This is a genomic window from Rhizobium laguerreae (assembly GCF_019778565.1).
Taxonomy (GTDB): Bacteria; Pseudomonadota; Alphaproteobacteria; order Rhizobiales; family Rhizobiaceae; genus Rhizobium; species Rhizobium laguerreae.
This window is the reverse complement of the sequence record NZ_JAAXQT010000006.1, coordinates 179,415-203,682: the sequence shown is the minus strand read 5'-3', so window position 1 is coordinate 203,682 and position 24,268 is coordinate 179,415. Positions and strand designations below refer to the sequence as shown.

The 24,268-nt window shown below is 61.7% G+C and carries 29 protein-coding genes, 1 tRNA gene and 1 pseudogene; 11 read left to right on the top strand and 20 right to left on the bottom strand.

All coding sequences use genetic code 11. The features are described from left to right. Positions 1-153: 153 nt before the first annotated feature. Positions 154-473: pseudogene (locus HFO71_RS19830) on the bottom strand (methyltransferase C-terminal domain-containing protein); the annotation flags it as partial. A 196-nt stretch (positions 474-669) separates the two neighbouring features. On the opposite strand from HFO71_RS19830, the gene HFO71_RS19825 reads away from it, so the two are divergent. Further along, a complete protein-coding gene (locus tag HFO71_RS19825; RefSeq protein ID WP_312876017.1) occupies positions 670-1,035 on the top strand; it encodes a hypothetical protein in 366 nt (121 codons plus the stop codon). A 6-nt stretch (positions 1,036-1,041) separates the two neighbouring features. Here HFO71_RS19825 and HFO71_RS19820 read toward each other — a convergent pair whose 3' ends face one another. The 10 genes from HFO71_RS19820 to HFO71_RS19775 all read right to left on the bottom strand — a co-directional run bounded on the left by HFO71_RS19820 (position 1,042) and on the right by HFO71_RS19775 (position 9,750). After that, positions 1,042-1,716 (bottom strand): GNAT family N-acetyltransferase, encoded by a 675-nt coding sequence (locus HFO71_RS19820; RefSeq protein ID WP_077977233.1) that lies wholly within the window; start codon positions 1,714-1,716, stop codon positions 1,042-1,044. A 24-nt stretch (positions 1,717-1,740) separates the two neighbouring features. Continuing rightward, positions 1,741-2,499, bottom strand: coding sequence for a cephalosporin hydroxylase family protein (locus HFO71_RS19815; RefSeq protein WP_027669193.1), 759 nt, complete (start codon positions 2,497-2,499; stop codon positions 1,741-1,743). Between the two features lie 32 nt (positions 2,500-2,531). Beyond that, positions 2,532-3,680: a DegT/DnrJ/EryC1/StrS family aminotransferase gene (locus HFO71_RS19810; RefSeq protein WP_077977235.1), complete on the bottom strand. Its 1,149-nt coding sequence runs from the start codon at positions 3,678-3,680 to the stop codon at positions 2,532-2,534. A 76-nt stretch (positions 3,681-3,756) separates the two neighbouring features. Then, positions 3,757-4,995: a glycosyltransferase family A protein gene (locus HFO71_RS19805; RefSeq protein WP_131640011.1), complete on the bottom strand. Its 1,239-nt coding sequence runs from the start codon at positions 4,993-4,995 to the stop codon at positions 3,757-3,759. Next, positions 4,992-5,534: a dTDP-4-dehydrorhamnose 3,5-epimerase gene (gene rfbC, locus HFO71_RS19800; RefSeq protein WP_131640010.1), complete on the bottom strand. Its 543-nt coding sequence runs from the start codon at positions 5,532-5,534 to the stop codon at positions 4,992-4,994. The genes HFO71_RS19805 and rfbC overlap by 4 nt, the downstream gene beginning before the upstream one ends. Beyond that, positions 5,531-6,766 (bottom strand): class I SAM-dependent methyltransferase, encoded by a 1,236-nt coding sequence (locus tag HFO71_RS19795; RefSeq protein WP_077977238.1) that lies wholly within the window; start codon positions 6,764-6,766, stop codon positions 5,531-5,533. The genes rfbC and HFO71_RS19795 overlap by 4 nt, the downstream gene beginning before the upstream one ends. Then, a complete protein-coding gene (gene rfbG, locus HFO71_RS19790; protein ID WP_221988388.1) occupies positions 6,763-7,827 on the bottom strand; it encodes a CDP-glucose 4,6-dehydratase in 1,065 nt (354 codons plus the stop codon). Before rfbG ends, HFO71_RS19795 begins: the two co-directional genes overlap by 4 nt. Next, complete coding sequence (rfbF, locus tag HFO71_RS19785; RefSeq protein WP_077977240.1) at positions 7,818-8,591, bottom strand: glucose-1-phosphate cytidylyltransferase; 774 nt, start codon at positions 8,589-8,591, stop codon at positions 7,818-7,820. The genes rfbG and rfbF overlap by 10 nt, the downstream gene beginning before the upstream one ends. 545 nt (positions 8,592-9,136) lie before the next feature. Beyond that, positions 9,137-9,424, bottom strand: a complete 288-nt coding sequence (locus HFO71_RS19780; protein ID WP_131640008.1) for a poly(hydroxyalkanoate) granule-associated protein — start codon at positions 9,422-9,424, stop codon at positions 9,137-9,139. Positions 9,425-9,663: 239 nt separating this feature from the next. Beyond that, positions 9,664-9,750, bottom strand: a tRNA-Leu gene (locus tag HFO71_RS19775). A 167-nt stretch (positions 9,751-9,917) separates the two neighbouring features. On the opposite strand from HFO71_RS19775, the gene HFO71_RS19770 reads away from it, so the two are divergent. Then, positions 9,918-10,340, top strand: coding sequence for a BA14K family protein (locus tag HFO71_RS19770; protein ID WP_131662034.1), 423 nt, complete (start codon positions 9,918-9,920; stop codon positions 10,338-10,340). A gap of 4 nt (positions 10,341-10,344) precedes the next feature. Here HFO71_RS19770 and HFO71_RS19765 read toward each other — a convergent pair whose 3' ends face one another. Then, positions 10,345-10,638, bottom strand: coding sequence for an Rdx family protein (locus HFO71_RS19765; RefSeq protein ID WP_003544579.1), 294 nt, complete (start codon positions 10,636-10,638; stop codon positions 10,345-10,347). A gap of 89 nt (positions 10,639-10,727) precedes the next feature. Between HFO71_RS19765 and HFO71_RS19760 the strand changes: the two genes are divergently transcribed. The 3 genes from HFO71_RS19760 (at position 10,728) to HFO71_RS19750 (ending at position 12,604) form a co-directional block, all read left to right on the top strand. Further along, a complete protein-coding gene (locus HFO71_RS19760) occupies positions 10,728-11,504 on the top strand; it encodes a type 1 glutamine amidotransferase (RefSeq protein WP_183594491.1) in 777 nt (258 codons plus the stop codon). Between the two features lie 11 nt (positions 11,505-11,515). Continuing rightward, positions 11,516-12,064 (top strand): sugar O-acetyltransferase, encoded by a 549-nt coding sequence (locus HFO71_RS19755; protein ID WP_077977244.1) that lies wholly within the window; start codon positions 11,516-11,518, stop codon positions 12,062-12,064. 87 nt (positions 12,065-12,151) lie between these two features. Continuing rightward, the gene (locus HFO71_RS19750) at positions 12,152-12,604 is read left to right on the top strand and encodes a GFA family protein (RefSeq protein ID WP_077977245.1); all 453 of its coding nucleotides are present in this window, start codon (positions 12,152-12,154) and stop codon (positions 12,602-12,604) included. Positions 12,605-12,606: 2 nt separating this feature from the next. On the opposite strand, the gene HFO71_RS19745 is transcribed toward HFO71_RS19750, so the two are convergent. From HFO71_RS19745 to tenA, 4 genes are all read right to left on the bottom strand, one after another. After that, positions 12,607-12,906, bottom strand: coding sequence for a CcdB family protein (locus HFO71_RS19745; RefSeq protein ID WP_077977246.1), 300 nt, complete (start codon positions 12,904-12,906; stop codon positions 12,607-12,609). Between the two features lie 98 nt (positions 12,907-13,004). Next, positions 13,005-13,235 carry a type II toxin-antitoxin system CcdA family antitoxin gene (locus HFO71_RS19740; RefSeq protein ID WP_077977247.1) on the bottom strand — a complete coding sequence of 77 codons (231 nt, stop codon included), beginning with the start codon at positions 13,233-13,235 and terminating at the stop codon, positions 13,005-13,007. Between the two features lie 58 nt (positions 13,236-13,293). Beyond that, a complete protein-coding gene (lepA, locus tag HFO71_RS19735) occupies positions 13,294-15,126 on the bottom strand; it encodes a translation elongation factor 4 (RefSeq protein WP_003544593.1) in 1,833 nt (610 codons plus the stop codon). Positions 15,127-15,202: 76 nt separating this feature from the next. Further along, positions 15,203-15,901, bottom strand: coding sequence for a thiaminase II (gene tenA / locus HFO71_RS19730; RefSeq protein WP_077977249.1), 699 nt, complete (start codon positions 15,899-15,901; stop codon positions 15,203-15,205). A gap of 138 nt (positions 15,902-16,039) precedes the next feature. Between tenA and HFO71_RS19725 the strand changes: the two genes are divergently transcribed. Both HFO71_RS19725 and HFO71_RS19720 read left to right on the top strand, forming a co-directional pair. Next, complete coding sequence (locus tag HFO71_RS19725; protein WP_077977250.1) at positions 16,040-16,606, top strand: helix-turn-helix domain-containing protein; 567 nt, start codon at positions 16,040-16,042, stop codon at positions 16,604-16,606. Between the two features lie 24 nt (positions 16,607-16,630). After that, the gene (locus HFO71_RS19720; protein ID WP_077977251.1) at positions 16,631-17,149 is read left to right on the top strand and encodes a GNAT family N-acetyltransferase; all 519 of its coding nucleotides are present in this window, start codon (positions 16,631-16,633) and stop codon (positions 17,147-17,149) included. 15 nt (positions 17,150-17,164) lie between these two features. Here the strand turns inward: HFO71_RS19720 and HFO71_RS19715 are convergent, their stop codons facing one another. Beyond that, positions 17,165-17,776 carry an HAD-IA family hydrolase gene (locus HFO71_RS19715; RefSeq protein ID WP_077977252.1) on the bottom strand — a complete coding sequence of 204 codons (612 nt, stop codon included), beginning with the start codon at positions 17,774-17,776 and terminating at the stop codon, positions 17,165-17,167. Between the two features lie 133 nt (positions 17,777-17,909). On the opposite strand from HFO71_RS19715, the gene HFO71_RS19710 reads away from it, so the two are divergent. From HFO71_RS19710 to HFO71_RS19700, 3 genes are all read left to right on the top strand, one after another. Next, a complete protein-coding gene (locus HFO71_RS19710; RefSeq protein ID WP_077977253.1) occupies positions 17,910-18,935 on the top strand; it encodes a histone deacetylase family protein in 1,026 nt (341 codons plus the stop codon). A gap of 9 nt (positions 18,936-18,944) precedes the next feature. Next, positions 18,945-19,520 (top strand): recombination regulator RecX, encoded by a 576-nt coding sequence (recX, locus tag HFO71_RS19705; RefSeq protein WP_077977254.1) that lies wholly within the window; start codon positions 18,945-18,947, stop codon positions 19,518-19,520. A 72-nt stretch (positions 19,521-19,592) separates the two neighbouring features. After that, positions 19,593-20,501: an EamA family transporter gene (locus tag HFO71_RS19700; protein WP_077977255.1), complete on the top strand. Its 909-nt coding sequence runs from the start codon at positions 19,593-19,595 to the stop codon at positions 20,499-20,501. A gap of 6 nt (positions 20,502-20,507) precedes the next feature. Here HFO71_RS19700 and HFO71_RS19695 read toward each other — a convergent pair whose 3' ends face one another. Next, entirely contained in the window at positions 20,508-20,975 is a 468-nt protein-coding gene (locus HFO71_RS19695) for a group III truncated hemoglobin (RefSeq protein WP_020052469.1), read from the bottom strand. Between the two features lie 170 nt (positions 20,976-21,145). Here HFO71_RS19695 and mbfA point away from each other — a divergent pair, with 170 nt between their 5' ends. Continuing rightward, the gene (gene mbfA / locus HFO71_RS19690; RefSeq protein WP_025396747.1) at positions 21,146-22,129 is read left to right on the top strand and encodes an iron exporter MbfA; all 984 of its coding nucleotides are present in this window, start codon (positions 21,146-21,148) and stop codon (positions 22,127-22,129) included. A 473-nt stretch (positions 22,130-22,602) separates the two neighbouring features. Here the strand turns inward: mbfA and HFO71_RS19685 are convergent, their stop codons facing one another. Together HFO71_RS19685 and HFO71_RS19680 are read right to left on the bottom strand one after the other, a co-directional pair. Next, on the bottom strand, positions 22,603-23,202 hold the full coding sequence (locus tag HFO71_RS19685) for a transglutaminase-like cysteine peptidase (protein WP_077977256.1): 600 nt from the start codon (positions 23,200-23,202) through the stop codon (positions 22,603-22,605). Between the two features lie 165 nt (positions 23,203-23,367). Then, complete coding sequence (locus tag HFO71_RS19680) at positions 23,368-24,222, bottom strand: alpha/beta hydrolase (protein WP_131662025.1); 855 nt, start codon at positions 24,220-24,222, stop codon at positions 23,368-23,370. Positions 24,223-24,268 lie beyond the last annotated feature (46 nt).

Genomic DNA, 24,268 nt, shown 5'->3' with positions numbered 1-24,268 from the left:
CCAACGGAAGCCGCGTGAGAGTTCCGGTGCGTAGACCTCAGACAGCGGCGAAAGTTTCCGCACAGAAGGTTCGCGCAAACAGCCCGCAATCATCGGCGCGTTCCTCGACTTCAACGACCAGGGCTCCCGTAACCGCGGTCGGAATGAACTTGATCCCAGCACCGTCAATTCAGGCACGGCGACGGCGAAGCGACCGCCCCAACTGCCGACACTGCTGTTGCCAAAACTACCTCGTTCTTGGTTTCTTCCATCTTCTCAGGCGTATACATCTGCAGCTTGCAGCCAGGCAGGAAATGGCCCTGCTTGTGCGGGTTGCGGTCGACGACATATTCGATGAGATCGGTGCCCACGCCACAGAAATTTAGCAGCGTGTTGCCCTTGGCGGCCGCGCCATCGGCGGCGACTTTCTTGCCACTGCGTTTGGCTTGTTCGAGGAAGGCGATCAAGCCATCCTTGATCGACGTCACCAGCGAGAATTACGACTTTCATCTCAAGCGGACTCCAGAGTGTCTAGCCAGGTTTACCGACCACTCTCGGAGCCGCCCGGGCTCTTTACAGGCGGAACGGCCGTATGTTCATCCTTGTCCCGGTATCCGATTTCGTTCTTGTGCGAGGCTTACGGGGTGTCGGAACGGGCAGCCGCGCGTTTCGCAGGTCGTACGTTGAGCAATGGAACAGCTTGCCGTTCGGACATTCCGGTTTGGCCGAGGGCACGTCCTTCCAGTTTGCGAGGAGCGCCAAGCCATCCCGTCATCAGAAGCTATTTCAGGAAGTCGCCCGCTACGGCCGCTTGATGATTCGGGCGTTCAACCTCTCTATCCCTATAAGGGTCTTCCCGGCGTCAAGGCGCAGCCGGACAAGAAGGAAGAGGAATCCTACAATTGCCGCACCGAAACCGTCCAGGTCCGCCGCCGCTATGACGAGATCTTCCGCTCGGGCGGCATGCCGACGCTGATGTATGTCTGCGAACGCCACGGCTTCGTTACCACCGGTGGCAAAGTTCCGCTCCGCGGCCACTATCAGCCGGTGCGGTAAGACGCTTCAGGCGATCAGCAAAGCCGCTGGATGCGCCTGCCGGAAACGTTCGATCGGAAGCTCCATCCTCAGATAGTCGAAGCCGGCATTTGCTTCCGATCGATCGACGATCGAATATTTGACCACGCCTTCTTCCTCGGTGCGCCGCAGCGGCAAGTTTGCGGCCACCGCAAAGCCCAGCCGCTTGTAAAGGCCGATCGCTTTTTCATTGTGGGAGAACACATGCAGCTCGGCGGTTTCGACCCCAAGCCCGGAGAACATCCACTCCAGCAGTGCCATGCCGCAATGGAACATCAGATTGCGGATATCGCTCGCCCGCCCGCGGATGACGTTGTCGAATTCGGCCGAGCCGGGCTGGATGTTGCAGATGCCGAAATTGCCGAACCGGTTTCCGCCGGGATCGCAAATGACGAACAGGATTCGGTCGGCGGCGGGCAGTGAGATGGTTTCGAGCCACCGCCGCGTGCGTTCCTCGGTGGCGCTAAACTGGGTGAGGAAAAACGGCATCGACTGGTTGCGCCACGTCGTCAGATCGTCGATCAGGCCGGGCTCGTCGAGCATAGACCTGTCGATGCATTGCAGGTCGCCCACATGCCTGCCGTTATCGTCCCTGATCGGAAGTCGGAGCCGCCTGGCCGGATCCGCATTGTCCTTGAGGCTGACGATGTCGACCTGTGTCATGAACGACTATCCCCGCTTGTTCTCTCACGCCTTTCGGCAGATGCAGTAGCCGCCCGGCGAGGAAGACAGCACGAGCTTGCCGTTCAGAACCGGATCGACTTCGAAGCGGTCGGTTTCCGCCAGATAATCGGTGACTGCCTTCAGCGGCTCGTTGCCGCGCAGCCAGACCTTGGAGCGCTTTGTGAAGGCCTGTTCCTCGGTCAGGTGGCCGATGAGCGTGTCGGCGACGACGAGGTAGCAGCCTTCCGTCACCAGCGGACCGTAGGCGCGGCATTCCGCCAGAACATGCTCGTAGGAATGGTCGCTGTCGAGCACCACCATCACGCGGGCGCCCGGCGGGATCTCGGCCTTCACGGCGGCAAGCACGTCGTCGTCGACGGAACCGCCCTGGATCATCTTGATCCGGCTCGACATCGGATGGGATTCGATCGACTCGCGATTATGGGCGCGGATGTCGATGTCGACACCGACGACCTTGGCCTTGTCGTTGCCCATGGCGGCGAGGATCGACGCCATGAAGATCAGCGAGCCGCCGCGCGCAATGCCGGTTTCGATGATGACATCGGGCTTAGTCGCCCAGATGACCTCCTGGGTCGCCAGGATATCGACCGGAAGCTGGATGATCGGCACGCCCATCCATGACCAGAGATAGAAATAGTCGAACTTGTCGAGCCCGATCAGCGTGTTCAGCGATTGTTGGAAACTTGCCTCGTCCTTGCCGAGTGCAAGCGACATTTCCCGCTTGTGGGCTTCGAATTCGAGACGATCGTCCTTCGTGGTCATGACTGTTCTTTGTCCTTCGCTGTAGGGCTGTCTTAGACCGACTGCCGCAATGCCGTGCTGTTGTGGTAGATCCGCCCGGCCGCCATATCGAGCAGCGTTGCCGCTACCCGGTCGATATCGGCTTCGCTCATGTCGTGATAGCTCGGCAGGTTGATCGCACGGCCCGGAATGCTCCAGGCGTTCACGTTCTCGGGCCGATCTTCGAACATGGAGAGGCTGGAGAGGGGATAGAAGAAGACGCGCGCGTCGATATTGGCGGTCTCGAAGGTCTGCTGCATCATCTCGCGGGTAACGCCCGTCGACGGATGGAAGACGGCGGTCGGCATCCAAGCGCCGTTGATCGTGCCGGTGTATTCCGGGTTCATCGTGATGCCGGGCAGGGCCGAAAGCCGGATCATGTAGGAGGCCAGAATTTCGCGCTTGCGGTTGACGAGTTCCTCGATGCGCTCGAGTTGGGCGCAGCCGATGGCAGCCTGGATGTTGGACATCTTGTATTTGAAGCCGATCGCATCCGGCCAGAACTGCTTCGTCTGTCCGCGAGCCCGGCCGTGATTGCTGAGCGTCAGCACCTTTTCGTAAAGGGCGGCGTCATTGGTGACGAACATGCCGCCTTCGCCTGTCGTCAGCGTCTTGGTGCCATGGAAGGAGAAGGTGCCGAACGCGCCCATCGAGCCGGCGCGGCGGCCGTGCCAGAGGGAGCCGACCGCTTCAGCCGCGTCTTCGATCACCGGAATGCCCGTCCTCTTGCCGATCTCCAGCAGCGCATCCATGTCGCAGAGGTTGCCGTAGAGATGCGTGGCGATAATGGCCTTGGTCTTCGGCGTGATATGGCGCTCGACCTCCTCGGGATCAATGCACCAAGTGTCGGCGCGCACATCGACGAAAACGGGTCTTGCGCCGAGATGGACAATTGGGGAGACGGTCGCAACCCAGTTCGTATCGGCGAGGATCACTTCATCGCCAGCGCCGACGCCGAGCGCTGCAAGCCCCATGTGCATGGCGCCGGTGCAGCTCGAGGTCGCAATCGCAAAGCCGCTGCCGAGGTAGGTCTTGAAGTCGCGTTCGAAGCGGTTGAGATAGTCGTAGCAGCGCGCGCCCCAGCCGGTGGCGGCGGCATCGGCTGCATAATCCGTTTCGAGCTGGGTGATCGAAGGTTTGGTGTAGAAGATCCGGTTTGTCATGCCGCTAATTTCTGTTGAATTGAGATCGAGACCCAGGCGTCCGCAACGATGCTAGTTTTTGAAACTGGCGCGAGGCTCACATGATGATGTGCCGGGCGAGATCGTGCTCGTGGAACACCAGATTGGGCAGGTAGCCGAGTGCCACGAAATATTCTCGGTCGCTGTCGACGCTGACGAAGACGGCGGTGCTTTCCAGTGGACTGTCGCCGAGTTTCACCGTCACCTTGACCTTTTCGTTGAGGCCGAGCTCGCGCATCAGGCCTTCGAGCGCCGCGATATCCGTGAAACCGCCAAGAAGCAGCGTATCGATGCCGATTGCCGCATTCACTTCGCTCACCAGCGTCTGGATGGCGACCATCAGGGGCAGCCCTTCAAGGAACCTGCGGATTTCCGGGTGGTCCTGCATCCCGCCCCACGCGAGGCGGGTATAAAGCTCATAGGCCTTGATGAAATTCTTCCTCTCCGCCCAGAAGCGGAAGGCGACCGCCATACGATTGAGCGTGAAGATCTTGCACATCTCGTCATACTTGAGACGCGTCTCGGGCGTGAGCTTCAGCGCCCCGCGCCTGACGCCCGTATAGAGGAAGTACTCAAGCCCCCCCCGATAGCGATCCCAGCTCGTCATGACGTCGTTGGCGCCTTCCTGCGGGCGGTCGCGGACGATCGCCGAATTGCCGATGGAGCGGTAGAAGGGCCGCTGTAGGAAGGCGACCGCCCCCTGATCGAGGAAATGCGCAAGGAACGGGAACGGGTAGAAGCAGAATTCCCGCGGGATCCAGGCCGACCGCAAGGGTGACGAACGATAGATCGCGATTTCCGGAAAGATGTGGCGTTCGAAAATATACTGGAAGACTTCGCCGAAGCTGCCGTGCGGAAACTTCCGATCCTCCTCGACATCGTAGAATTTCGCGATGTCGGTTTTGGCGACTTCGTCGTAGAAGAACCACGGCGCATGGGCGCAGGTCACCTCCTGATTGTTGTCGAGATATCTGATGGTGTCGGCCACTGCATCGGCGATCAGGATGTCGTCGTCCGCGAGGTAGACGACGTATTCGCCCTTGCCGAGGCGCAGAGCGCTCGTGACGTTTGCCGCGGCGCCGGCATTGCTTTCGCGCTTGTAGTAGCGGATTGGCAGCCCGCGACCGATGAATTCCTCGACCACCTGCTGGGTGCCGTCCGTAGAGGCATTGTCGCAGATGACGATTTCGAAGGGAAAGTCGAACTTGTAGTCGTTCTCGCAGTAGATCAGCGAGTTTCTGAGAAAGGCTTCGCGGTTGTAGGTCGGAATGCAGATGCTGAGTTTGATGCCGCTCAAAGGTTTGTCTCCTGGCTGTAGCTCTCAAGCGCGGCGTCGCGCTCGCTGATGACGCTCGGCGGGAACGGCCAGGCGATGGAAAAGGCGGGATCGTCCCAGCGGACGCCACGAGCAAGTTCCGGTACGTAGGCTTCCGACATCTGGTAGAAGAGCTCGCAGTCGTCGTCGAGCGTCAGGAAGCCGTGCGCGCATCCGGCAGGTATATAGAAGGCGTTGTGACTGATGGCATCGAGCTCGACTGAGGCCCATTTGAGATAGCTCGGCGAATCCCGCCTGAGATCGAGCGCCACGTCGAAGACCTTGCCGCGCGTGGCACGCACCAGCTTGATCTCCGGCCGCGGCTCGGCCTGAAAGTGCATGCCGCGCAAGGTTCCGCGCTTGTGATTCTGCGAGACGTTGCACTGCGGGTAGGAGGGTACGAGACCATGGTCGGCAAAGCTCTTGGCGTCGAAGGTCCGCGCGAACAGTCCGCGCTCGTCTGAGCGGGCCTCGACCTCCACGACAAAAGCACCCGAAACCGCGGTCGGAACGAATTTCATCCGAGCACCGTCAGTTCCGGCACGGCAACGGCGAAGCGTCCGCCCCAGGCGCCGATCCTGCTGTTGGCCGCAACGACCTCGTTCTTGATGTTCCATGGCAGGATCAGAATGTAGTCGGGCCGCGTCTCATCCATCTTTTGCGGCGCGTAGATCGGCAGCTTGCTGCCCGGCAGGAAGTGGCCCTGCTTGTGCGGATTGCGGTCGACCACGTAGTCGATGAGGTCGGTGCCTACACCGCAGAAATTCAGGAGCGTATTGCCCTTGGCGGCAGCGCCATAGGCGGCGACCGTCTTGCCGTTGCGCTTGGCTTCGTTGAGGAAGGCGAGCAGTCCGTCCTTGATTGGCGCGACGCGGCTCTGGAAGACCTCGTAGGTTTCGACCGTGTCGAAGCCGGCGGCTGCCTCGTCGGAGCGCACCTTGGCAAGGCCGCGGCCGGTTGCATGAGCCGTGGATGTTGCTCGGGAGGCGAGCACGCGGAGACTCCCGCCATGGGTCGGCAATTCCTCCACGTCGAAGACTTTGAGGCCGTGCGCCGCGAACACCTTTTCGACGGCCAGCAATGACAGATAGTAGAAATGCTCGTGATAGACGGTGTCGAATTGGATGTTTTCGATTAGCCGCAGCAGATGCGGGAATTCGACGCTGACGACGCCATCAGCCTTCAGCGCGGCCGAGAGCCCGCCGACGAAATCGTTGATGTCAGGGACATGCGCCAGGACGTTGTTGCCGATGACGATGTCGGCGGCAAGGCCGCGCGAGACGAGATCGGCAGCAGTTTCCTTGCCGAAGAAGCGCGCTTCCGTGGGAACGCCGATCTGCCGTGCCACTTCCGCGACGTTCTCAGCCGGCTCGATGCCGAGCACCGGCACGCCGACTTCGACGAAATGCTTCAGCAGATAACCGTCATTGCTCGCCACTTCGATGACCTGCGATGCCTCGCTGAGGCCGAAGCGCTCGCGCGCCATGATGGTAAACTGGCGGGCATGCTCCACCCAGCCGTCGCTGTAGGAGGAGAAATAGGCATAGTGGCTGAAGATATCCTCCGGCGGAACGAAGGCGTCGGCTTGCACCAGCCAGCATTCCGTGCAGACGAAGGCGCGCAGCGGGTAGGAGGGTTCGGGTAGTTTAAGCTGCTCCTCCGTCAGATAGGCATTGGCGAGCGGAGTCGAGCCCAGATCGACAAAACGATGCTTCAGCGGAGTGTTGCAGAACCGGCAATTATGCGCTGTCATGATACTGTTTCCTCATAGGCCGCGATCTGCCCGAGCGAGAAGGCGCGCATGTCGGCTCCCTCGCGGTTGGCCTTGTACCAGGCGGCTGTCCAGTCGATTGTCTGCTTCAGGCCGAGGCGCGGACGCCAGCCGATGGCGGAGAGCGCCAGTGCCGAACTCAAGGTAAGGGCAGGCGCTTCCGGAAGATGTTTTCCGGGCGCCGGCTTCCAGACGTCGTTCACGCCATGAGCCAGGCCGAGCGCCTCGGCAAGTTCGGAGACTGTCGCGAAGCTCTGCGGGTCTGGGCCGAAATTGAGTGCTTCGGGCAGCTCCTGCTCGCCGGCAAGTGTCAAGGCCTCGGCGAAGGCGAGATAGCCGCCGAGCGGCTCCAGCACATGCTGCCAGGGGCGGATCGCTTCGGGATAGCGCAGCAGGATCGGTTGGCTGCTTTCGAAGGCGCGGATGAAGTCCGGAATCAACCGGTCTTTCGACCAGTCGCCGCCGCCAATGACATTGCCAGCACGTACCGTCGCAAGCCTGATATCGCGCCCCTTGAAGAAGCTGTCGCGGTAGCTCTGTACGACCAGTTCGGTGCAGGCCTTGGAGTTGGAGTAGGGGTCCTTGCCGCCCAGCATATCCGTCTCGACGAAGGGTACGCCGCCGCCGTTGTTGGCATAGACCTTGTCGGAGGTGACGACGAGAGCCGTCTTGACCGAGGGCGTTTCCCGCACCGCGTCGAGCACGTTCGCCGTTCCCATCACATTGGTCGCGAAGGTTTCGGTCGGGTTTTCGTAGGAGCGCCGCACCAGCGCCTGCGCTGCCATGTGGATGACGACTTCGGGCTGGAAATCGCTGCAATGTTGCTTGAACGCTGCCGCGTCGCGGATGTCGGCGATGTGATGGCCCTGTCCATTCCAGGGTGCAAGCCGCGCGTAGAGCGAGGGATTGGTCTCGGGTTCGAGCGAGACTGCCGTCACTTCCGCGCCGAGCTTCTCCAGCCACAACGACAGCCAGGATCCCTTGAACCCAGTGTTTCCCGTCAGGAACACGCGCCTGCCATTCCAGAAGTCCGTCAGGCCCATAGCTTCCACGGCGCCTTTCCGGAACTCCAGAGCTCCTCAAGGTGGTTGCGCTCGCGGAGCGTATCCATCGGCTGCCAGAAGCCGTCATGCCTGAAGGCGGCGAGCTGGTTGTTGGCGGCGAGCCATTCCAGCGGCCCGCCTTCCCAGACCGTGTCGTCGTCCGGGATGAGGTCGACCACCGAAGGATCGAGCACGAAGAAGCCGCCGTTGATGCGCTGGCCATCGCCTCTCGGCTTCTCGACGAAGGAGGTGATGTACTGCCCCTCGATATTCGTCGCACCGTAGCGTCCTGGGGGCGTTACCGCGCACATCGTCGCCTTGAGGCCATGGCTGCGATGGAAGGCGACTTCGGCGGCGATATCGACGTTGCCGACGCCGTCCCCATAGGTCAAGCAGAAAGGCTCGCCGGGTGTCAGATGGTCGCGAATGCGCGCAATACGCCCGCCGGTCATCGAATGTATGCCGGTATCGACCACGGTCACGCGCCAGTTCGGCCGCGTGCCGCCGTGATAATTGATGCTGTTGGAGGCGAGATCGACGGTGATGTCGTTGTGGTGCAGAACAAGGTTTACGAAATACTCCTTGATCATATAGCCCTTGTAGCCGGCGCAGATGATGAAATCATTGAGCCCGTGATGAGCATAGATGCTCATGATGTGCCAGAGGATCGGCATGCCGCCGATTTCGACCAGAGGCTTGGGTCGGATACTGGTTTCCTCGGCAAGACGAGAGCCGAGGCCACCGGCGAGAATTACGACTTTCATCCCAAGCAACTCCAGAGTGTCTAGTCAGGTTTCCCGACCACCCTCAGAGCCACCCGGGCTCTTTACAGGCGGAACGGCCGTATATTCATCCTTGCCCCGGTATCCGATTTCGTTCTTGTGCGAGGCTTACGGGAGTGTGGAAACCGACAGCCGCGCGTTTCGCAGGCCGTGCGTTGAGCAATAGAACGTCTGCCGTTTGGATATCGGTTTGGCTGAAGGCACGTCCTTCCAGTTTTGCGAGGAGTGCCAAGCGGGCGTAATTGATCCGACCAGACGCGGCCGATCCTGATAGGAAAGCGTCAGATAGCCGGCCGATTGCCCCCCGGCAAAAGCCCGGCGCGTCGGCCCGAAGAAAAAAATCCCACTTCGGAATCCCGAAATTCCCCCGCTTCGGGATTCCGAAATTCGACGCCTTTCGCGGGCTGTCGCCGCCGAGAAACATCCAATGATTTCAGGCCCGCAACCAATTTCGGGATTCCGAAGTGCTATATAGATTATGGTGGGAGTTCTCTACGCGCCGCCAAACCTTGGCCGGATCGTTGCGTCTAAGCCTCTAGATTAAGCTGGAGTGGAGTATCTGCCTCGGCGACCTTGGGCTTACGTTTGGTTGCCGCACGGCGTGGTGGTTTGGTGGTCTTCTGCAGAGTGTCGGAGCCGAACTCATCTGACTCGCCGCTGGGCAGCAGCGGGTAAGCAGCAAGCGCCGCGCCGGCAGAAGCTACCTCAATGACCGGCTTGGTGCGCGGCATTTCAATGGCCGGCTCGGTGGCCGACACCTCGCGTGCCTTTGATGGCTCGGGTTTGCTGGGTGCGGATGTGGCGAATCGGATCATTGCAAGACTCCATTGCGTTCTCTTTATGTTCGCATTTGGGGGTGAGGGAGTCAATGTAGGCGAGCTATCAAGAGCGGCGGGAATAAGCGTCTAAAAATGAGGATTTCGGAGAGTTCTTGGGAGCTGCTGAGCGAACAAGCCTTTGAGCGCATTGGGGCTGAGCCTTTGTTGCAAGGCACCTGCGCAACTTTAGTTGAAAAGGCTTAACTCCTTGATCTTGGTAGCGATCAAGAATGGAATGGTGCCCAGAAGAGGACTCGAACCTCCACACCCTTTCGGGTACCAGCACCTGAAGCTGGCGCGTCTACCAATTCCGCCATCTGGGCGACGGAGAGCGATGTAAGGGGGTGGCTCCTGACTGTCAACTGGGTTTTTGAAGTTTTTCTGACAGTTGGCGAGAAAGCTGCCGATCAAATGGGCGGGAGTGGCCCAAGGCGACATAGCGTTTCGGCGGTCACGCCCTATATAAAGGAAATATCGAAAGGAATGCCTCATGTCCGTTGCTCGCACGCTTCTGCTCGCCGGCCTTCTCGCCATTCTTGCGCCCGCAATCGCCGGGGCCGATTCGCTGAAGCTGGGCAAGCCGGGGGTCGGGCCGCTGAACACGGGATCGACGCTCTGCGATTTTCGCGGCTGCTTCGGTTTCGGGCCGCAGCAATGGCATCGTCCCGCCTATGTCCAGCCGAACTACCGTCCACGCGGCGCGACCGGGCCGACTTATTACCAGCCGGGGGCTGCCGGCCGGCCGCAGCTGACCTATGATCCGCCGCCGGTGCAAAGGGTGCAGCCGAAGGCGCGCGACATGAACAGCCATGCCGCCTGGTGCAGCAATGAATATCGCTCCTACAATCCGCGTACCGACCGTTTCCTCACCTATGAGGGCATCTACAAGACTTGCCGCTCGCCCTATCGCTGAGCCGTCAGCTTTCGAGCGAGGCGCGGTCGACATGGCCGAGATCGCGGCCGGGCTCGACGATGTCGCGGACCCGCTGTTTCAGCTCCTTTGGCCCGGGAAAACCGCCGTCGCGCTTGCGCTCCCAGATCAGATCGCCATTGACGCGGATCTCGAAATTGCCGCCGGTGGCGGGGATCAGCGCCACTTCGCCAAGACTGTCGGAAAAGGTGTGCAGCAGCTCCTGCGCCATCCAGCTGGCGCGCAGCAGCCAATTGCACTGGGTGCAGTAGAGGATCGTGACGCGTGCTTTCTCGGTCATGGTGATGTCCTTTCGTTTGCTGAGATTTAAGCCCTGTCGCGCGTCGGCGCAATCGCCTTACATAAGCGTCTTGCGCGCCGCCCTCCGCCATGGTCTCTTCCCGTGGTCGGCCATACCAGGAAGAGCCCATGCGCGTCGCAGTCATCGAAAACATGCGGAATACCGGCCTCGGCGCGCTTGCCGCGGCCCTCGACGAGGTAGGCGCGGAGATCGAGTGGTTCCAGGTGTGGCAGGACGGCATCCTGCCGAAAGATATATCCGGCCATGACGCGCTGGTCGTTCTCGGCGGTGAGCAGAGCGCGCTGGATGATGAAACGCACCCCTACCTCCCGGAACTCGTCCGGCTCACGCGCCGCTTCGGCGATGCCGGCAAGGCCGTGCTCGGCATCTGCCTCGGCAGCCAGATCCTCGCCCGCGCTTACGGCGCCGACAATCACTTAGGAATTGCCCGCGAATTCGGCTGGCACGGGATCGGCGTCACCGCCGAGGGCCGGGCCGATCCGCTTCTGTCGGCGCTTGGCGGCGAGTTCACCATCTTCGAATGGCATGCCGATACGTTCTCCCTGCCTGAAGGCGCGGTCCGTCTCGCCTCGAGCTCCGTCGCCGAAAACCAGGCCTTCCGCATCGGCCGCGCCGTCTATGGCACCCAGTTCCATTTCGAGGCCAACTCAGCTGTCGTCGCCCAATGGAAAGCCGAATTTCCCGATACGATCGCGCGCATCGCGCCGGGCTGGCTGGAGAACCATGCCGAGCTGGCCGCAAGACACGCCGGTGCCGCCGATGCCGCAGGCCTTGCCATCGCGCGCGCCTGGGTCGGCCTGATCGAACCGCAAGAGGTCGCGATGCTGTCGCAGGCCTCGGCGTGAGGGGTGAGGCGATGCCGGTGACCGAACGCGAGAAGATGGCGGCAGGCGAATGGTACCGCTGCCTCGATGACGAGCTCGATCTCTTGCGCCGTCAGGCGCGTGCCGCCGTCCATGCGCATAATTCGCTGCCGCCGGATGAGCGCGGCGCCGTCGCGCCGGCCCTCAGGGCACTCTTTGCGCAGGCAGCACTCAATGTCTTCATCGAGGCGCCGTTTCACTGCTCCTACGGCATCAATATCGTTCTCGGCGAACGCGTCTATTTCAATGCCGGCTGCACCATCCTCGATTCCGGCCGGGTGAGCATCGGCGACCGCAGCATGTTCGGCCCCGGCGTGCAGATCTATTGCGCCGAGCATCACAAGGATCCGGCACGTCGCAGCACAGGTATCGAGATCGCCAGGCCGGTCACCGTCGGAAGCGATGTCTGGATCGGCGGCAGCGCCATCATCCTCGGCGGCATCACCATCGGCGACGGCGCGATCGTCGGCGCCGGCGCGGTGGTGACCAGGGATGTGCCGGCCGGCGCAACCGTAGTCGGCAATCCAGCCCGCATCCGCTAACGCCGGCAAGACCGCCATTCCGCGATGATCTGCCATCTCGACAGCAGCGATCATTCCGCTAGATGAGAGGACAAACGGGAGGGAAGCATGAGCGAACTGAATTTACCCATGGAAGGCGGCTGCCGTTGCGGCCGGGTGCGATTGAAGGTCAGCGCCCCGCCGCTGCTCACCATGGCCTGTCATTGCACCGGGTGCCAGAAAATGACCGCGAGCGCCTATTCGCTGAGTGCGGCCATCCCCAGCGAAGGCTTCGAGGTCACACAAGGCGAGCCTGTCATCGGCGGCCTGCATGGCGTCACGAAGCATTATTTCTGCCCGCATTGCATGAGTTGGATGTTCACCCGCCCGGAAGGCATGGACTGGTTCGTCAATCTGCGCGCGACCATGCTCGACGACCCCAACTGGTTCACGCCTTTCATCGAGACGTGGACGGGCGAGAAGCTGTCATTCGCCGAGACTGGCGCGGTGTACAGCTATGAGGCGCTGCCTGCGATGGACGCGTATGAGGGGCTGGTGAAAGAGTATATGGCGCGGAGTTGATCTCAGAAGCCCTGGAAGACAAAATCGACGGCAGCGATAATGCGATCGCTGTCGGCGGTAAGATCCGCCACCGCTTTTCCAATTTCCGCGGTCGGGACCGATGCCATACGCTGGGTGGCCATGACATAGGTTTCACCCTCAATAGGAAAGCGTGGGTTCAGTCGCGAGATCGACCAGCTCAGTTCCTGCACTGGATGCAACGGAACCATGACGCGCGAAGGCAGATCGTCGAGCAGATTGGCCTGAAGATCGATGGCCAGGAGATTGCCGCTTTTAAGGTGATAGACGTGAAAGCGTGCCACTAGAGCATTCCAGGAAAAGTGCGAAGCGGTTTTCCGTCAGGAATTGCGTAAAAGCAAAACTTAGAGCGGTTCTACGCTTCCGTGAACGTTGAACCGCTCTAAAACTGACGGTATTTGTCGAAGGGCAAGCCGTGCTTTTCAACATATTCGTTTTCCAGACGGATAGCCTCGGCGTTCTCGATACGCCAAAGCCGCTCGCGCTCCGCCTTTATGGCCTTTGCAATGCCGTCCTCCGCCGCCCGGGATATGTTGATCTGGAGCTCGCGCGCCTGGGAGACGAGACCTTCGTCAAGAGACAGGTTCGCTGCTTTTCTCGTCTGCTGAGCCATAACGATCTCCTCAATCTTATGCGCAGATGATATGCGCATAAGATGACTTTGAGAAGCGTTATTCGTCGCCCATCTTCAGCGCTGCGATGAAGGCTTCTTGGGGAATCTCCACCTTGCCGAACTGGCGCATGCGCTTCTTGCCGGCCTTCTGCTTGTCGAGCAGCTTGCGCTTGCGGGTGGCGTCGCCGCCGTAGCATTTCGCGGTCACGTCCTTGCGCAGCGCCGAGATCGTCTCGCGGGCAATGACGTTGCCGCCGATCGCCGCCTGGATCGGGATCTTGAACATGTGCTTCGGGATCAGCTCCTTGAGCTTCTCGCACATATCGCGGCCGCGCTTTTCGGCCGCCGTCCGGTGCACCATCATCGACAGCGCGTCGACCGGCTCGCCGTTGACCAGGATCGACATCTTCACGAGGTTGCCCTCGCGGTGGTCGGTGAGCGTATAGTCGAAGGAGGCATAGCCCTTCGAGATCGACTTCAGCCGGTCGTAGAAATCGAACACGACTTCGTTGAGCGGCAAGTCGTAGGTCAGCATCGCGCGCGTGCCGACATAGGTGAGCTCGATCTGGATGCCGCGCCGGTCCTGGCAGAGCTTCAGGATGCCGCCGAGATAATCGTCAGGCGTCAGGATCGTCGCGCGGATCCACGGTTCATGGATTTCCGAGATCTTGACGACATCGGGCATGTCGGCCGGATTGTGCAGCTCACGCTCCGTGCCGTCGGTCATGTACATCTTGTAGACGACGGAGGGTGCGGTGGCGATCAGGTCGAGGTCGAACTCGCGCTCCAACCGTTCCTGGATGATTTCCAGATGCAGCAGGCCGAGGAAGCCGCAGCGGAAACCGAAGCCGAGGGCCGCCGACGATTCCATTTCGAAGGAGAAGGAGGCGTCGTTGAGGCGAAGCTTGCCCATGGCGGCGCGCAGATCCTCGAAATCGGCGGCATCGACCGGGAAGAGGCCGCAGAACACCACCGGCTGGGCCGGCTTGAAGCCCGGCAGCGCTTGCGCTGTCGGCCGCTTATCCTCGGTGATCGTGTCGCCGACGCGGGTATCGGCCACTTCCTTGATCGAGGCCGTGATGAAGCCGATCTCGCCGGGGCCAAGGCGGTCGATATTGACCATCTTCGGCGTCAGCACGCCGACGCGCTCCACCTGGTATTTCGCATCGGTGCCCATCATCCGCACCGTCTGGCCCTTGGTCAGCACGCCGTCGATGACGCGGACGAGAACCATGACGCCGAGATAGGCGTCGTACCAGCTGTCGACCAGCAGCGCCTTCAGCGGCGCCTTTTCGCCGCCGGGGCTCTTCGGTGCCGGCAGCTTGTGGACGATCGCTTCCAGCACGTCGGGAATGCCGAGGCCGGTCTTTGCCGAAATCAGCACGGCCTCCGAAGCGTCGATGCCGATCACTTCCTCGATCTGTTCCTTGATGCGGTCGGGTTCGGCCGCCGGCAGGTCGATTTTGTTGAGGACGGTGACGATCTCGTGATTATTGTCGATCGCCTGATAGACGTTGGCGAGCGTCTGCGCTTCGACGCCCTGGCTGGCATCGACGACGAGCAGCGAACCCTCGCAGGCCGATAGCGACCGTGAGACTTCATAGGCGAAGTCGACGTGGCCGGGCGTGTCGATCAGGTTGAGAATGTATTTCTCGCCGTTGTTCGCCTGGTAATGCAGGCGCACGGTCTGGGCCTTGATGGTGATGCCGCGCTCGCGCTCGATATCCATATTGTCGAGCACCTGCTCGGACATTTCGCGCTCGGCGAGGCCGCCCGTCGTCTGGATCAGGCGGTCGGCCAGCGTCGATTTGCCGTGGTCTATATGGGCCACGATCGAAAAGTTGCGGATATGGGACAGCGGAGTGGTGGAATTGGTGCTCATGCGCGCCATATAGCAGCGCCGCCCCCTGCCGCAAAGCGGTAATTATCCCGCCGTTTACGCTATTTCGTCCTGTATCGGGCGCGTATCAGACCGGCCACGTCTCCAGCCGCCAGGCCGAATCCCAGAACATCCATTCATATTGCGAGGCGCGCACGAAGACATCGGTCATTTGCGCCCGCTCCACCGGTGACGCGGCGCGGGCGGCGATGTCGGTCAGCGCGATCACCTCGCGGGCACCGGCGGCAAATTGTGGATCGCCATAGGTGTTGATCCAGGCCTGGAAGGCATTGCCTTCGATAACAGGCCGGTTCTTGATCGCTTCCCCGACGTGCCAGTAGATCCAGAAGCAGGGAAGGATGGAGGACAGCGCCACCGCGTAGGAACAGTGATAGGCGGTGGCGAGCAGGAAGTTCGTATAGGCAAAGCCGGCAGGCGAGGGCTCGGCGGATGTGACGTCGGCGGAGGTGATGCCGAATTGGGTGAGGAAGCCGGCATGCAGGCCCTGCTCGACAGTGATCGCCTTCTGCGCCGAACCGAGGAAGCGCAGGACCTGCGCATTATCGGGCGCCTTGGCCGCAACGATCGCAAGGCATCGCGCATAATGCTTCAGATAGAGCGCATCCTGCAGGATGTAGTGCCGGAAAATTTCCGGCGGCAGCGTGCCGTCCGAAAGGCGCTGCAGCAATGGCAACGCTTCGATCTCGGCCATGATGGGCGCGATCCTGTCCCAGGCGGCAGCCGTGAAGCTTCCCGTCAGTTCCGTGCTCTGTGTACTGGCGTCCATCACTCTCTCCTCGGATTAGGCCGCCATATAGGGACGGCGCAGCGGCGAAAGCAAGGCGCGTTTGGCCGCTTTTGTTAGCCACTTGATTCCATCATCAGATACTGTATTTCTCTTATAGTGGAATCAGGGGACTGGAAAATGGAACCGGAACTCGAACAGGCGATCGGCATCCGCATCCGCACGCTGCGGCAGGAAAAGGCTCTGACGCTCGATGATCTGGCTGCGGCCTCCGGCGTCAGCCGGGCGATGATCTCGCGCATCGAGCGGGCGGAGGCGAGCCCGACCGCCTCGTTGCTGGCAAGGATCTGCGCCGCGCTCGGCCTGTCGCTGTCGGCCTTCTTTGCGGAAAAGGGGCAGGCCTCGCCGCTCGCCCGTCGGCAGGAACAGCAGGTCTGGCGCGATCCGGAGACGGGATATATGCGTCGGTCTGTTTCGCCCCCGGGCACGGCTTCCGATGTCGATATCGTCGAGGTCGAATTCCCCCCTGGCGCCCGCGTCAGCTTCCCCCCGCATGCGAGCGCCCATAGCATGACGCAGCATATCTGGCTGTTCGACGGCGAGCTGGAGATGACGGCGGCTGAGATCGTCTACCGGCTGCGCCCGGGCGATTGCCTCTTCATGCCGGTCGGCGAGGGTCACGTCTTCCAAAATCCCGGCAACGCGCCGGCGCGTTACTGCGTCGTGCTCGATCGCGGCGGCCGATAGAAGCATTCATTTCAGGAGAACAGCATGCCTGCTATTCGTACCCTTTCCGCCGAGGAGGCCCGCGCCGCCGTTCCGGCCCTTTCGGAGGTGCTCGTCGATTGCGTCGCGGGCGGCGCCTCCGTCGGCTTCATGCAACCCTATCGGCCTGAGGATGCCGAGCCCTATTGGCGTGATGTCGCCGATGCCGTTGCCACCGGCGGCAATCTGCTGCTGATCGCTGAACTCGACGGCAGGATCGTCGGCACGGTGCAGGTGGGTGCCGCGCAGATGCCGAACCAGCCGCATCGCGGCGATCTGAAGAAGTTGCTGGTGCATCGCTCCGCCCGTGGCAAGGGGCTCGCCCGGCTGCTGATGGATGCCGCCGAGCGCGAGGCGGCAAGCCGCGGCAAAACCCTGCTCGTGCTCGATACGGCAACCGGCAGCGATGCTGAGGCGATCTATCCGCGCCTGGGCTGGCAGCGCGTCGGTGTCATTCCGGATTATGCGCTGTGGCCGGAAGGCGGTTTCTGCGCCACCACCCTCTTCTACAAACGGCTCGCCTGATTGCGCCGGCCCCGCTCAAGCCGGCTTGGCGAAGACAGCAAGCGCGCCGCCAAGCGTCGCGCCCGCCGTCCATTGCGCGGCGTTCCAGCCGAACTGTCGAGCCGCTTCGATGTTTGCCGCCATATCGTCGATGAAGGCGATCTCGCCGGGCAGTACGCCGGCCCGCTCGGTCGCCAGCCGGAAGAAATCGAGAGAAGGCTTGCTGTGCCCGAGTGCTGCGGAATAGATGATGTCGTCGAAATGCGCGCTAAGGCCGATCTGCTCCATCAGGTAGCGTGCCCGCCTATGCTCCTGGTTGGTCGCCAGCAGGAGAGTGATGCCGCTTTGCCTAAGAGGCGCGAGTTCTTCCAGCAGATTGAGATCGAGGCGCGAATCGTTCTCGAACCAGTAATCGATCAGTGCTTCGGCGCTGAGGTGGGGCGCGATCTTTGCGAGAACGCCGGCGAGCTTCGGCTCCAGTGCCTCGCGGCCGATGATGATATCGCCCCAGTGCGTCTGGAAGAATTCCTGCTGCAGCAGGTCGAGGCGCAGGCCGAGATCGCGCTCCAGATAGGTGAAGAGAGGCAGGCCATCGGTCGGACGACCATGAATGAGCACGCCGTCGACATCGACCATCAGCACTTTCATGCGGAAAATTTCCTCGTTCTCAAAACACCGGCGAAGGTGGCGTCATTATTCCAGACGATCAAGGGCCCGCGCCGCTTTTTTGTCAGGGCCGAGCCGTGTAAATCTCCATTGTCAATCAAGGACAGGATCTGAAATGCGCGTCATCTATTCCGAGGATCACAAGCTGCGCGATGCCAGGACGGAGCTGCACGCCGGTCAGCTGGTGACGCCCTTCGAGGCGCCGTTCCGCGCCGAATGGATCCTCGCGGCGGTCAAGGAGGCGGGCTTTACCGACGTGGTGGCACCGGATGCGCACGGGTTGGGAACGGCTCGAAAAGTGCATGATCCCGCCTATCTGGACTTTCTCGCCACCGTCTGGGACCGCTGGGTAGCGGCCGGTTTCACCGGCGAGGCGATCGCCAATTCCTTCGCCGTTCGCCGCACCAGCCAGCGCGTGCCCGACAATATCGTCGGTGCGATCGGCCACTATGCCAATGCCGCCGACACCTCGATCACCAAGGGTTCCTACGAGGCGGCGATCGCTTCCATGCGCTGTGCCGTCAGCGGCGCCGACTGGCTGGCAGAAGGCAATCGTTTCGCCTTCGCGCTCTGCCGCCCGCCCGGCCACCATGCCGGCATCGATCTCTTCGGCGGCTATTGCTTCATCAACAATTCGGGCGTCGCCGCACAGCGGCTGCTCGATCATGGTGCGAGGAAAGTCGCGGTGCTGGATGTCGATTTCCATCATGGCAACGGCACGCAGGATCTCTTCTATCGCCGCGGCGATGTCTTCACCGCCTCGCTGCATGGTGATCCTATGCACGCCTTTCCCTATTTCCTCGGCCATGCTGACGAGGAAGGCGAGGGGGAGGGTGTCGGCGCCAACCGCAATTATCCGATGCCGCCGGGCACACCTTGGCATGTCTGGTCTTCGGCCCTTGCCGATGCGCTCACCCGCATCAAGACCTTCGGCGCCGAGGCGATCGTCGTGGCCCTCGGCGTCGATACCTTCGAGCGCGATCCGATCTCCTTCTTCAGCCTCACCTCCGACGATTTCACCCGCATGGGCGCGATGATATCAACCGCCGGCCTGCCGGTGCTCGCCTGCATGGAGGGCGGCTACGGTGTGCCGGAGATCGGCCTCAACGTTGCCAATGTCCTCAAGGGTCTGGAAGCCTGATCACCACCGATGACCGACGAGACCGTTCCATCCGATATTCCGACATCACGCATGCTGAGCTGGGCGCGCAATTCCGCTATCTATCGCCTGGAGCGGCGGATGATGACGGAAAAGCAGCTCTTTGACGCCATCACCCGCAAGGCGAAGGAGAAATTCGAGGATATCAGCGCGGCGCAACTCAAGGCCATCGCCGATTTCGCGGTCAAATTTGCCTATGACAACAAGGTCCTAGACGATCGCGCCTATGCGGAGATCAGCACGCGCTCGGCCGTGCGTGGCGGTAAATCGAAGCGCGCGATCGCCCAGAAGCTTGCTGCCAAGGGCGTCTCCAGGGACAAGGTCGAGGCGGCGCTTGAAGAGGCTGACGATCTCCATGCAGCGGCGATATTCGCCCGCAAGCGCGCCTTCGGCCCCTTCCGCCGGGTCCAACTTGACGAAAAGCGAAAGGCGAAAGAGCTCTCGGCTTTCGCCCGCAACGGCTTCAGCTTCGATATCGGCAGGAAGGTCTTCGACATGAGCGCCGAAGACGCCGAAGAGATCATCCTTGCCGGCCGATCCTTGGCGCTTGAGCATCAGCGCTCTTGATCCCGGCATGAAAAGATTGAATTTGGTTCTCACACGTCTTCGGCCTAGAACCGAGCCAGGATCGGGGGCCACATGGACATCAAGAACTTCGAGAACACGGACGGCGCAGCCTTGATCGCGCAGCCGGGTGTATCGCCGGCTTCGGGCGGCTTGGCGGCCGGTGTCGCCATGTGCCTGATGTCGATGTCGTCGATCCAGTTCGGCGCGGCACTATCTTCGTCAGCCATTGCGACTTATGGCGTTGCCGGCGCCACCTGGCTGCGGCTTGCTTTCGCGGCGATCATCCTTGCCGCTATCGTCAGGCCTTCGGTGCTGCGTTATAGCGGCGCCCAATGGCGGGCGACATTGCTGCTCGGAACGACGACGGCTGCCATGACGCTGTGTTTCTTCGCGGCGATCCAGCGGCTGCCGCTCGGCCTGGCGATCGCCATCGATTTCCTCGGGCCGCTCTCGGTCGCCGTCTTCGGTTATGGCCTCACCTGGCGGCTCACCTGGCCGTTGATCGCTGCGGCCGGCATTCTCTTCCTCGCCCATGACGGCGAAGGCTGGGTCGGCAATCTCCCTGGGGTCCTCTTCGCTCTCGGCTCGGCTGTGGGATGGGCGGTCTATATCCTGCTGACCAAGAAGGTCGGCGCTGCCTTCAAGGGGCTGGAAGGTCTCTCCATGTCGCTGATCGTTGCCGGCCTCGTCGCGACCCCCTTCGGCCTGGCCGAGACAGGGGGCGCCTTCACGCTGAAGGGACTGGTCGAGGTTCTCGGCCTTGCCATCCTCGTGCCGCTTTTGCCCTATGCGCTGGAGATGGTGGCGCTGCGGCGCATGCAGTCGGCATCCTTCGGCATCCTGATGAGCCTCGAACCGGCGCTCGGCGCTCTCGCCGGCTTTCTGATCCTCGCCCAGCCGATGACCGCGTTGCAGATGCTGGGTACCGCGCTTGTGGTGGCGGCCAGCGCCGGCGCCACCGCCTCGGCGGAAAAGGCCTAAGATTTCTTAGGCGAGTTTCCGCGCGGGATCGTCGAGTGCCGGATTGTAGAAGAGCGACAGTGTCAGGCTTTTGGCGATCCGCTCCGCCGTTGCCATGAACCACGCCTTGGCTTCCGGCGTTGGGGCGATATCGTCGAGTGTTGCGGCAAACAGCGACAGCCACTTCGGAAAGAGATCGGGCGTCAGGTTCTGGACACCCGTGTGCGCCTGCACCGGCTTGCCGCCATAGGCGCCGCTGCGGAAGGCGACGGCCGACCAGAAGCTCTTCATTTTCGCCATATGCTCCGGCCAGCGGCCGGACAGCCGGGCGTCGAACACCGGGCCGAGATCGGGATGCGTCAGCACGCGGCCGTAAAAGGTCTCGACCAGCCTGTCGATGAAGGCCGCGTCGACGCCCATCTCCCGCATCTCGGCCTCCGCCCTTTCGCGGATCGCCGCGACATGGGCAGGGCGGCCCTGAATCTCATTGTCCATTCCAAAACCCCGGCGCCGCGTGATGCGGCGCCCTCCCATATAGGTGTTTATCGCAGCGTGCCAAAGTCCTCCGTGCCGCTTGCGGCAATCTGTCAGTTGGCTTGCACGCGCACTTGACCGCTATCACCACGTTCTTTAGATTTAGAATAATTCTAAATTTGGAGAAAGTCATGCTGGCGCGATTTTTCAGATCCTCGAAACGATCTTTCGAGTCGCTGTCCGAGCAGGAGATCCTCGCCCTGGCGATTGCTTCCGAGGAAGACGATGCCCGCATCTATCTCGCCTATGCCGACAGGCTGCGCCGCGAATTTCCGGCCTCGGCCAAGGTCTTCGAGGATATGGCCGAGGTCGAGGATACGCATCGCAAATCGCTGATCGAGATCCATCGCCAGCGTTTCGGCGAGCGCATCCCGCTGATTCGGCGCGAGCATGTGCAGGGCTTCTATGAGCGCAAGCCCGACTGGCTCAGGGCAAACCTTTCATTGGATGCGATGCGGGAAGAAACCGAGGCGATGGAGGAGCAGGCCTATCGTTTCTATGTCGAGGCGGCAAAACGAACCTCGGACGCCTCGACGCGTGAGCTTCTCGGCGATCTCGCCCTTGCCGAACAGGGGCATGAGGATATCGCCCGCATGCTGGGCGACAAACATACGCCCGAAGACGTCAAGCACGACGAGGACGCGACGGTGCACCGGCAATTCGTGCTGACCTATGTGCAGCCGGGCCTTGCCGGGCTGATGGACGGCTCGGTCTCGACGCTGGCGCCGATCTTCGCCGCCGCCTTCGCCACGCAGGATACCTGGCAGACCTTTCTCGTCGGTCTTTCGGCCTCCGTCGGCGCCGGCATCTCGATGGGTTTCACCGAGGCCGCCCATGACGATGGCAAGATCTCCGGCAGAGGCTCGCCGGTCAAACGCGGCCTTGCCTGCGGCATCATGACGGCGCTCGGCGGCCTCGGCCACGCACTGCCCTATCTGATCCCGCATTTCTGGACGGCGACGATCACCGCCGCCATCGTCGTCTTCTTCGAACTCTGGGCTATCGCCTTCATCCAGAACCGCTACATGGAAACACCCTTCCTGCGCGCCGCCTTCCAGGTGGTTCTCGGCGGCGGCCTGGTTCTCGGCGCCGGTATCCTGATCGGGAATGGGTGAGTTGCGGTCGGGCGCAGCCCGAGCAATCGATCCAGTGAATCGATTGCAGCAACGAACGCCCTGAGCCCGAAGCGAAGGGCCGGGAGACGGTGCGTCATACTCGGCATCAAGCCGGCCCTTGCCCTTCGCTTACGCTCTGTGCACTCGCGGCTTCGCCGCTCACCCCCCCATCTGCCTGCCGGCATCTTCTCCCCGCTGGGGAGAAGCGGAGTCGTGGCAGCGCCTCGGTCTCCTTGAGACCTTCTATCGGAACGACGATCGTACGTCTTGCTCCCCCTTCTCCCCAGCGGGGAGAAGATGCCCGTAGGACAGATGAGGGGGGTGAGGAGCGGTAGCGACGAACGCCTTGAGCGCAAGCGAAAGGCAGGTCGCGAACACCTTTCCTCCAATAACAGACCTGGTGCAAACGGAGAGACCCAAAAACAAAAAGGCCGGCAAAACCGCCGGCCTTTCCACATTCTCTGTTGTAACCCTTACCGCAGCGCGCCGACCAGGACGTCGCCGCCGTTCTCGATGGTGACCCAGCGGCCGGCGTTGTAGCTCGACTGGCGCTTGACGAAGGAATAGGGGGTGCCGAACCACGGCTTGACGTCGGCGGCGAGGTTGTCGAGCACGAAATCGCCCTCGGCGGTGCGCAACGTCAGCACCGCATGGCCTTCACCATCCGGCTTGCGCACGACGGTCATCAGCAGATCGGCAGCCGGAAAGCCGCGCTGGATCAGCATGCGGCGCTTCAACAGCGCGAAATCCTCGCAGTCGCCGGCGGTGGTCGGATAGGCCCAGACCTCATCCTTGCCGTAGATTTCCTTGTCGGTCATCGGCGTGATCGTGCGGTTGACCGTGGCGTTGAGCGAACGCACCAGCGACCACTTCCCCGGGGTCATGGCAACGGGGCCGGCGTTGCGATTTGCGCCGCATTCAATGCGGTGAATCTGACAGAAATCATAGTGCCCGATCGGCTGTGAGGTGGCATTGCCTGTCACCATGGAAGCATTTCTGCTGGGGGCTGGTATGGCGGCCGTCGCCATCGCAAACATGGCCATCATGGCCACAAAGATACCCTTGATCCGCACGCCCGCTCTTTCCTTGCATCGCCCTTATTTATTAACAAAGTGTTAATGGAGAGGGCCGGAAAGAGTCAATCGTTACTTCTTGGGAGGACCTTACGACCCGCCGATATGGTTAAAATGCAACGGGTTGGGGGACCTGCATCAGGCGAATTTATTCGCCTCTGCCGTTCAAGCGGGCATCTGCCTATTTGTTGATGAACGGATGATGCCTTTGACGGCACTCAGGAGAAGCGCGATATCGCCGGGGCGGGAAAGGCGGTGGTCGCCGTCGCGGACGAAGGTCAGCACAACGTCGTCGGCGGGAAGATGTTCGACCAGTTTCATCGCATGCGCATGCGGCACGTCGGCGTCTTTCATGCCCTGGAGAATGTGCACCGGGCAGCCGGTTTCGATGATGCCGTCGAGCACCCGGTTCTTTCGGCCGTCCTCGATCAGCGCCCGCGTATAGATGTTGGGTTCCGGGCTATATTGCGAACGCTCTTCGAAATAGCCGCGCTCGGCCAGCGATTTGCGTTCTTTGGCCCTGAGGTTCGGCTCGATCAGCTCGGAGGTGAAATCGGGTGCCGGCGCGATCAGCACCATCCCTGCGAGTTTTGGGCCTGCGAGCTTTGGGCCGTCGAGCGTCACGCCGCCCTGCCGCGCAAGCTCCTGCGCCAGCCTGAGTGCGATCCAGCCGCCCATCGACGAGCCGACGAGGATCACCCGATCGGGCGCGACATGACGGATGACGGCAAGCGCCTCCTCCAGCCAGCGCGAGATCGTGCCGTCGCGGAAGCTGCCGCCGGAAAGTCCGTGGCCGGAATAGTCGAGGCGGATGCAGGCGAGCCCAAGTTCTGCCGCCAGCCCATCGAGTTCTACCGCCTTGGTGCCGCTCATGTCGGAGCGGTAGCCGGACAGCCAAACAAGCGCCGGAGCGCCATTGCCGGCTTGCGCCGGGCGGACGAGCATGGCGATCTCACGCGCCGCCTCGCCCTCGCCGACCGTCAGGAACTGCGGCGCGGAATCGGGCATCTGATCGGACATCGGCGAAACTCCTGTTGTTTTGGCCTATAAAACAGATTCTTGGCAG

What these genes read in the sequence shown, in the direction of transcription:
- HFO71_RS19825 (WP_312876017.1), top strand. Translation starts at nt 670, where the DNA reads ATGGAACAGCTTGCCGTTCGGACATTCCGGTTTGGCCGAGGGCACGTC.
- HFO71_RS19820 (WP_077977233.1), bottom strand. Translation starts at nt 1,716, where the DNA reads ATGACACAGGTCGACATCGTCAGCCTCAAGGACAATGCGGATCCGGCC.
- HFO71_RS19815 (WP_027669193.1), bottom strand. Translation starts at nt 2,499, where the DNA reads ATGACCACGAAGGACGATCGTCTCGAATTCGAAGCCCACAAGCGGGAA.
- HFO71_RS19810 (WP_077977235.1), bottom strand. Translation starts at nt 3,680, where the DNA reads ATGACAAACCGGATCTTCTACACCAAACCTTCGATCACCCAGCTCGAA.
- rfbC (WP_131640010.1), bottom strand. Translation starts at nt 5,534, where the DNA reads ATGAAATTCGTTCCGACCGCGGTTTCGGGTGCTTTTGTCGTGGAGGTC.
- HFO71_RS19795 (WP_077977238.1), bottom strand. Translation starts at nt 6,766, where the DNA reads ATGACAGCGCATAATTGCCGGTTCTGCAACACTCCGCTGAAGCATCGT.
- rfbG (WP_221988388.1), bottom strand. Translation starts at nt 7,827, where the DNA reads ATGGGCCTGACGGACTTCTGGAATGGCAGGCGCGTGTTCCTGACGGGA.
- rfbF (WP_077977240.1), bottom strand. Translation starts at nt 8,591, where the DNA reads ATGAAAGTCGTAATTCTCGCCGGTGGCCTCGGCTCTCGTCTTGCCGAG.
- HFO71_RS19780 (WP_131640008.1), bottom strand. Translation starts at nt 9,424, where the DNA reads ATGATCCGATTCGCCACATCCGCACCCAGCAAACCCGAGCCATCAAAG.
- HFO71_RS19770 (WP_131662034.1), top strand. Translation starts at nt 9,918, where the DNA reads ATGTCCGTTGCTCGCACGCTTCTGCTCGCCGGCCTTCTCGCCATTCTT.
- HFO71_RS19765 (WP_003544579.1), bottom strand. Translation starts at nt 10,638, where the DNA reads ATGACCGAGAAAGCACGCGTCACGATCCTCTACTGCACCCAGTGCAAT.
- HFO71_RS19760 (WP_183594491.1), top strand. Translation starts at nt 10,728, where the DNA reads ATGGTCTCTTCCCGTGGTCGGCCATACCAGGAAGAGCCCATGCGCGTC.
- HFO71_RS19755 (WP_077977244.1), top strand. Translation starts at nt 11,516, where the DNA reads ATGCCGGTGACCGAACGCGAGAAGATGGCGGCAGGCGAATGGTACCGC.
- HFO71_RS19750 (WP_077977245.1), top strand. Translation starts at nt 12,152, where the DNA reads ATGAGCGAACTGAATTTACCCATGGAAGGCGGCTGCCGTTGCGGCCGG.
- HFO71_RS19740 (WP_077977247.1), bottom strand. Translation starts at nt 13,235, where the DNA reads ATGGCTCAGCAGACGAGAAAAGCAGCGAACCTGTCTCTTGACGAAGGT.
- lepA (WP_003544593.1), bottom strand. Translation starts at nt 15,126, where the DNA reads ATGGCGCGCATGAGCACCAATTCCACCACTCCGCTGTCCCATATCCGC.
- tenA (WP_077977249.1), bottom strand. Translation starts at nt 15,901, where the DNA reads ATGGACGCCAGTACACAGAGCACGGAACTGACGGGAAGCTTCACGGCT.
- HFO71_RS19725 (WP_077977250.1), top strand. Translation starts at nt 16,040, where the DNA reads ATGGAACCGGAACTCGAACAGGCGATCGGCATCCGCATCCGCACGCTG.
- HFO71_RS19720 (WP_077977251.1), top strand. Translation starts at nt 16,631, where the DNA reads ATGCCTGCTATTCGTACCCTTTCCGCCGAGGAGGCCCGCGCCGCCGTT.
- HFO71_RS19715 (WP_077977252.1), bottom strand. Translation starts at nt 17,776, where the DNA reads ATGAAAGTGCTGATGGTCGATGTCGACGGCGTGCTCATTCATGGTCGT.
- HFO71_RS19710 (WP_077977253.1), top strand. Translation starts at nt 17,910, where the DNA reads ATGCGCGTCATCTATTCCGAGGATCACAAGCTGCGCGATGCCAGGACG.
- recX (WP_077977254.1), top strand. Translation starts at nt 18,945, where the DNA reads ATGACCGACGAGACCGTTCCATCCGATATTCCGACATCACGCATGCTG.
- HFO71_RS19700 (WP_077977255.1), top strand. Translation starts at nt 19,593, where the DNA reads ATGGACATCAAGAACTTCGAGAACACGGACGGCGCAGCCTTGATCGCG.
- HFO71_RS19695 (WP_020052469.1), bottom strand. Translation starts at nt 20,975, where the DNA reads ATGGACAATGAGATTCAGGGCCGCCCTGCCCATGTCGCGGCGATCCGC.
- mbfA (WP_025396747.1), top strand. Translation starts at nt 21,146, where the DNA reads ATGCTGGCGCGATTTTTCAGATCCTCGAAACGATCTTTCGAGTCGCTG.
- HFO71_RS19680 (WP_131662025.1), bottom strand. Translation starts at nt 24,222, where the DNA reads ATGTCCGATCAGATGCCCGATTCCGCGCCGCAGTTCCTGACGGTCGGC.